This is a genomic window from Bradyrhizobium sp. PRIMUS42 (assembly GCF_023006515.1).
In the GTDB taxonomy this organism is placed as follows: domain Bacteria; phylum Pseudomonadota; class Alphaproteobacteria; order Rhizobiales; family Xanthobacteraceae; genus Bradyrhizobium.
The window spans coordinates 1-6,253 of the sequence record NZ_JALBGZ010000376.1 but is presented as its reverse complement, the minus strand read 5'-3'; the positions used below and the strand labels follow the sequence as shown (position 1 = coordinate 6,253).

Sequence of the window (6,253 nt, the reverse complement as noted above, 5' to 3'; positions counted from 1 at the left end):
CTGCTCTTCCTGCTCGCGCGCGCCGTAGACGAAGGTCTCTGCGCCGACGCGCTCGATCGCCTCCACCGTCAGCGGCAATGCGACGCCGCCGGCCGGGGTCTGGTCGGTGATGACGAAATCCTCCGGGCGGATGCCGAGGATGCCGGCTTCGCCTGCGCTGCCACCGAGCTGCGATTTGATCTCCTCGGCGCGTGTCGACATCAAATTCATCGGCGGCGCGCCGATGAAGGAGGCGACGAAGGTCGTCGCCGGCTTCTCGTAGATCGCAAGGGGATTGCCGACCTGCTCGACCTGGCCGCCATTCATCACGACGAGAATGTCGGCGAGCGTCATCGCCTCGAGCTGGTCGTGGGTGACGTAGATCGACGTGGTGTTGAGCCGGCGCTGCAATTTGCGGATCTCGACGCGCATTGCGATGCGCAGCTTGGCGTCGAGATTCGAGAGCGGCTCGTCGAACAGGAACACCTTCGGCTGGCGCACGATGGCGCGGCCCATGGCGACGCGCTGACGCTGGCCGCCTGAGAGCTGGCGCGGCTTGCGCTCCAGCATCGGCGACAATTCGAGCACGCGCGCGGCTTCCTCGACGCGGGTCTTGATTTCGGCTTCTGCCATGCCGCGGTTGCGCAGACCGTAGGCCATGTTGTTGTAGACGCTCATATGCGGATACAGCGCGTAGTTCTGGAACACCATCGCGATGTCGCGATCGGCGGGCTCGACCTGGTTGACGATCCGGCCGCCGATGTCGATCTCGCCGCCGGTGACCGTTTCGAGCCCCGCGACCATGCGCAGCAGCGTGGACTTGCCGCAGCCGGAGGGGCCGACCAGCACGCAGAACTGTCCGTCGCCGACATCGACGTCGACGCCCTTGATGGCCTCGAAGCCGCCGGGATAGGTCTTGCGGACGTTGCGCAGGGTGACGTTAGCCATGGGTTGCACCGGCGAGTAGCGAATAGGGAGTGGCGAATGGGGAACGTGTAATACGCAAGGCAGACGCAGCGACCCCATTCGCCACTCGCCATTCACTATTCGCCATCTTCACTTTTCCGTCTCGACCAGACCGCGCACGAACAATTTCTGCATGACGACGACGACGAAGACCGGCGGCAGCATCGCGAGCACGGCGGTCGCCATCACGATCGGCCATTCGGTCAACGCGTCGGTGGTGGTGATCATCTTGCGGATGCCGATCTGGATGGTCTGCATGTCGTCGCGCGTGGTGATCAGCAGCGGCCAGAGATATTGATTCCAGCCGAGGATGAACAGGATCACGAACAGAGCGGCCATGTTGGTGCGCGACAGCGGCAGCAGCGTATCCCAGAAGAAGCGGAAGGGGCCGGCGCCGTCGATGCGCGAGGCTTCCAGAAGCTCGTCCGGCACGGTCATGAAGAACTGGCGGAACAGCAGCGTCGCCGTGGCCGAGGCGATCAGCGGCAATGACAGGCCGGCATAGCTGTCGAGCATGTGCAGATCGGCGACGATCTTGTAGGTCGGATAGATGCGGACCTCGACCGGCAGCATCAAAGTGATGAAGATGATCCAGAAGATCGGCATCCGGAACGGAAAGCGGAAATACACGATCGCATAGGCCGAGATGATCGAGATCGCAATCTTGCCGACCGCGATCAGCAGCGCCATCACCAGCGAGTTCAGCATCATGTTGCCGACCGGCTCGCGGGTCGAGCCGCTCGTGCCGACGAAGATGGTCTGGTAGTAGGTTTCGAGGAAATGGCCGCCGGGCAGCAGCGACATCTGCCCGTTCGCGATCAGCGCGTTGTCCTGGGTCGAGGCGACGATCGCGATGTAGACGGGGAACGCGACGATCGCGATCCCGATCCAGAGGATGATGTGAGCGACGTAGCGGCGAAAGCCCTCTTCCTCGACCATTAGTAGGTCACCTTGCGTTCGACGAAGCGGAACTGGATTCCGGTCAGCACGATGACCATGATCATCAAGATCACCGATTGCGCCGCGGAGCTGCCGAGATTGCCGCCGAGCAGGCCGTCGGAATAGACCTTGTAGACCAGCGTGACCGTCGACGTGCCGGGCCCGCCGCGGGTCATGGTGTCGATGATACCGAACGTGTCGAAGAAGGCGTAGACGATGTTGACGACCAGCAGGAAGAAGATGGTCGGCGACAGCAGCGGGAAGGTCACGGTCCAGAACCGGCGCATCGGACGGGCGCCGTCGATCGCGGCGGCCTCGAGCACGCTTCGCGGGATGCTTTGCAGGCCGGCGAGGAAGAACAGGAAGTTGTAGGAGATCTGCTTCCAGGCGGCGGCGAGGATGATCAGGGCTGCGGCCTGGTCGCCGTCGAGCAGAGGATTCCAGTCGACGCCGAGGGCGCGCAAATATCGCGAGAGCACGCCGAGCGAGGGATGCAGCATGAAGATCCAGAGCACGCCGACGACCGGCGGCGCCACCGCATAGGGCCAGATCAGCAGTGTCCGGTAGAGCGTCGAGCCGCGCAGCGGCTTGTCCGCCATCACGGCAAGCAGCAGCGCAAACGACAGCGACGACACAGCGATGGCGAACGAGAAGAAGAAGGTCCGCACGATCGCCTCGAAATAGGCGCGGTCCTTCAAGAGCTCGATGTAATTGTCGAACCAGACGAAGGTGGTCGAGAGACCGAAGGCATCCTGGAGCAGGAAGGACTGGATCACCGCCTGCAGGGCCGGCCAGTAGAAGAAAATCAGGACGATCGCGAGCTGCGGCGCAACCAGCGCGTAAGGCAACAGCTTCGATTGGAAAATGGCTTGCTTTTGCATGATGCCCCGGAACGGCAGGCCGGGGTCACCGGCCTGCCGCTGATCGTCTCACTTGACGGCGGTCTTTTCGAACTGACGCAGCATCGTGTTGCCGCGCTCGACGGCCGCGTCCAACGCCTGCTTGGCGGTCTTCTTGCCGGCAAGCGCCTGCTCGATCTCTTCCGACCAGACGTCGCGGAGCTGCACCATGTTGCCGAGACGCAGGCCGCGGGAGTTCTCGGTCGGCTCCTTGTTGGTCAGCTCGAGCAGCGGGGTTTCGAGATAGGGCTGGTCCTTGTAGAAGCCCTCGGCCTTGGCCTTCTCATAGGCAGCCTTGGTGATCGGCAGGTAGCCCGAAGCCTTGTGGATATAGACCTGGCGATCGGTGTCCGAGAGGAAGGTCAGGAATTTTGCGACGCCCTTGTATTCCTCGGCCGGCTTGCCGCCCATGACCCAGAGCGAAGCGCCGCCGATGATCGAGTTCTGCGGCGCGCCCTTTGCTTCGGGATAATAGGGCATCGGCACCGCGGTGAAGTTGAACTTGGCCTGCGCCTTGACGTTGCCGAAGAAGGCCGACGAGGTCAGATAGATCGGGCATTCGCCCGAGGTGAAGCGGCCTTCGCCGGTGTTGGTACGGCCGGCATAGTCGTAGACCTTGGTCTTCTGGAGCTCGACCAGGTTCTCGAGATGCTTGACCTGGAGCGGTCCGTTGAACTCCAGCACGGTGTCGAAGCCGTCGAGGCCGTTGGCCTTGCTGGCGAGCGGCACGTTGTGCCAGGCGGAGAGCTGCTCGAGATTGACCCAGGTCACCCAGGAGCCGGAGAAGCCACAGGAGTCATGACCGGCAGCCTTCAGCTTCTTGGCGGCCTCGAACGTTTCGGGCCAGGTCTTCGGGATCTCGACATTGGCCTTCTTCAGCTCGTCGAGGTTGACCCACATGACGGTGGAGGACGAGTTGAAGGGAAACGACAGCATCTCGCCCTTCGACGTCGAGTAGTAGCCGGTGATGGCGGGCAGGTAGATCTTGGGATCGAACTTCTCGCCGGCGTCGGCCATCAGCTTGTAGACCGGCTTCACGGCGCCGGTCGCGGCCATCATGGTGGCGGTGCCGACTTCGAACACCTGCATGATGTGCGGCGCGTTGCCGGCGCGGAACGCCGCGATGCCCGCATTCATGGTGTCGGCGTAGTTGCCCTTGTAGGTGGGGATCACCTTGTAGTCGCTCTGCGCGGCGTTGAAATCGTTGGCGAGCTTGACGATGACGTCATTGTTGGCGCCGGTCATCGCGTGCCACCACTGGATTTCCGTCACGGCCAAAGCCGGCGAAGCGCCGAGACCAACCGCGAGTGCAACAGCAGCAGCCGTGCCAAAATGTCGAAGAGCCATCAAGAAAACCTCCCTTGCCCGTCATTCAAGAAGCGCTTGCGCTAGCAGCGCCATATGACGTTCACATGACTGTGTAAGCGGCCGAAACGAAAGCGGCAAGCGCGGGAAAAGGGAAGCCGTCAAATAGGCGAAGACGCCGCGGGCAGCCTCCTCCATTCGCGCTGCACATGCGTGCTCGCGCCGCAGTGCGGCATTGGATGATGTGGGGCTGGCCGAGGCCGCGGGTTCGAATACCTCTCCCGCTTGCGGGAGAGGTCGCGCCGAAGGCGTGGGTGAGGGTTCGCTCCTCTGGGGATTGTCCCATGTAGAGACTCCCTCTCCCGCAAGCGGGAGACGGAGTGCACCTGCCCCGACGCTCGATCTTCGTCTTTATCTCAGCGCTTGCGCTCGGGGCCGCAGACGGTGCCCTTCTCGACCATCGCGTCGATCTCGGCCTTGGAGAAGCCGAACTCGCCGAGCACTTCCGCCGAGTGCTGGCTGAATTTGGGCGGCAGGCGGCGCAGGCTCGGCTTGCTGCGGTCGAGCCGGATCGGCGAGGCGACGCCCTTGTACCAGTCCTTCTCGATAATATCCCCGCGCGCGATCGTGTGCGGGTTGGTCAATGCCTGATCGATCTTCTGCACCGGCCCTGCGGGCAGGCCCGCCGCAAGCAGGCGATTGCACAGCGGCTCGGCCTCGTGCTGGCTGAACACCGCGGCAAGCTCGGCGCGCAGCGCCTCGCGGTTGGCGATGCGGTCCTTGTTGCGGGCAAAGCGCGGATCGGTGCCGAGCTCAGGCTTGCCGATCTCCTTGGCGAGCTTGCGGAAGGTGCCGTCATTGCCGACGCCGATGAAGATGTCGTCGGTCTTGGTCGGGAAGATCGCGTAAGGCACGAGGTTGGGGTGCTCGTTGCCGGTGAGCGACGGCGGCTTGCCATGCATGAAATAATTCGCGGTGTGCGGATGCATGATGGCAAGGCCGGTCTCGTACAGCGTCGTCTCCAGGAACTGGCCCTTGCCGGAGCGCTGCCGCTCCGACAGTGCCATCAGGATGCCGATCGCCGCGTAAAGGCCGGTGGTGATGTCGACCAGCGGCACGCCGATCCGCATCGGTCCGCTCTCGGGCGAGCCGGTCGCGGCGATCATGCCGGTCATAGCCTGGATGATGGCATCATAGCCGGGATTGCCGCCGCGCGGGCCGTCGGCGCCGAAGCCGCAGATCCGGCAATGCACGAGGCGCGGGAATTTCTCGCGCAGCACCTCGTTGCCGATGCCCCATTTCTCCAGCGTGCCCGGCTTGAAATTCTCGATCAGGACGTCGGCGCTCTCCAGCATCTTGAGCAGCACGATGCGGCCGCCCTCGGAGGCGAGATCGAGACCGATCGAGCGCTTGTTGCGGTTGATGCCGATGAAATAGGCCGCGTCCTCCTCGTGGAAAGGAGGGCCCCATTCGCGCACCTCGTCGCCTGCAGGTGGCTCGACCTTGATCACGTCGGCGCCATGGTCGGCGAGGATCTGGGTGCAGTAGGGACCGCCGAGCACGCGCGTGAGATCGATGACGCGCAGTCCGCTCATGGCACCTGTGGCGGCTTCAGAACTCATTGCTTTCGCTTCCCTGTGTCGACGTTTGATCACAGGCCTAGCGAGCTTCGTGCACGCCAGCAATGGCCCCGTGCGTAGGGGCGTATGCGCCGCCGCCGGTCAATCCCGCGGCATGGCAAAACCTAACGGAAGCGGCCGGCCCGAGGGGGATCCCGGGCCAGCCAATCCGCCGTTCCGATCAGACGACCGTCAGGCGAACGTCGACGTTGCCGCGCGTGGCGTTGGAATAGGGGCACACCTGGTGTGCCTTCTCGACCAGTGCCTCGGCCTCCGCGCGGGCAAGGCCCGGCAGCGAGACAGCGAGGTCGATGTCGAGACCGAAGCCACCCTCGGAGCGCGGGCCGATGCCGACGGTCGAGGTCACGGAGGCGTCGGCCGGAACCTTGGGGCCGCCCTGCGAGGCCACGAACTTCATCGCGCCGATGAAGCAGGCGGCATAGCCGGCCGCGAACAGCTGCTCGGGATTGTTGCCGGCGCTGGATGGCTGGCTGGATCGCGACTTGTGTCATAGAGTGTGTCCCGGAACGCATTGATCTTGCAGGA

Annotated in this window: 5 protein-coding genes and 1 pseudogene; all 6 read right to left on the bottom strand. The window is 63.7% G+C overall.

Annotated elements, in window-relative coordinates:
• Positions 1–927: sn-glycerol-3-phosphate import ATP-binding protein UgpC (locus MOV75_RS23895; protein ID WP_247006728.1), on the bottom strand; the 927-nt coding region annotated here is incomplete at its 3' end.
• 108 nt (positions 928–1,035) lie between these two features.
• Positions 1,036–1,884, bottom strand: a complete 849-nt coding sequence (ugpE, locus tag MOV75_RS23890) for a sn-glycerol-3-phosphate ABC transporter permease UgpE (protein WP_246926047.1) — start codon at positions 1,882–1,884, stop codon at positions 1,036–1,038.
• Complete coding sequence (ugpA, locus tag MOV75_RS23885; protein ID WP_246926046.1) at positions 1,884–2,765, bottom strand: sn-glycerol-3-phosphate ABC transporter permease UgpA; 882 nt, start codon at positions 2,763–2,765, stop codon at positions 1,884–1,886. Before ugpA ends, ugpE begins: the two co-directional genes overlap by 1 nt.
• Positions 2,766–2,813: 48 nt before the next feature.
• Complete coding sequence (gene ugpB / locus MOV75_RS23880) at positions 2,814–4,130, bottom strand: sn-glycerol-3-phosphate ABC transporter substrate-binding protein UgpB (protein WP_246926045.1); 1,317 nt, start codon at positions 4,128–4,130, stop codon at positions 2,814–2,816.
• Between the two features lie 374 nt (positions 4,131–4,504).
• Positions 4,505–5,710 (bottom strand): CaiB/BaiF CoA-transferase family protein, encoded by a 1,206-nt coding sequence (locus MOV75_RS23875; RefSeq protein WP_247006727.1) that lies wholly within the window; start codon positions 5,708–5,710, stop codon positions 4,505–4,507.
• A 178-nt stretch (positions 5,711–5,888) separates the two neighbouring features.
• Positions 5,889–6,185 (bottom strand): annotated as a pseudogene (locus MOV75_RS23870) (organic hydroperoxide resistance protein); the annotation flags it as partial.
• Between the last annotated feature and the right edge of the window lie 68 nt (positions 6,186–6,253).

Bases quoted from the DNA above. Each gene is read 5' to 3' on its own strand.
- ugpE (WP_246926047.1), bottom strand. From the start codon at position 1,884: ATGGTCGAGGAAGAGGGCTTTCGCCGCTACGTCGCTCACATCATCCTC.
- ugpA (WP_246926046.1), bottom strand. From the start codon at position 2,765: ATGCAAAAGCAAGCCATTTTCCAATCGAAGCTGTTGCCTTACGCGCTG.
- ugpB (WP_246926045.1), bottom strand. From the start codon at position 4,130: ATGGCTCTTCGACATTTTGGCACGGCTGCTGCTGTTGCACTCGCGGTT.
- MOV75_RS23875 (WP_247006727.1), bottom strand. From the start codon at position 5,710: ATGAGTTCTGAAGCCGCCACAGGTGCCATGAGCGGACTGCGCGTCATC.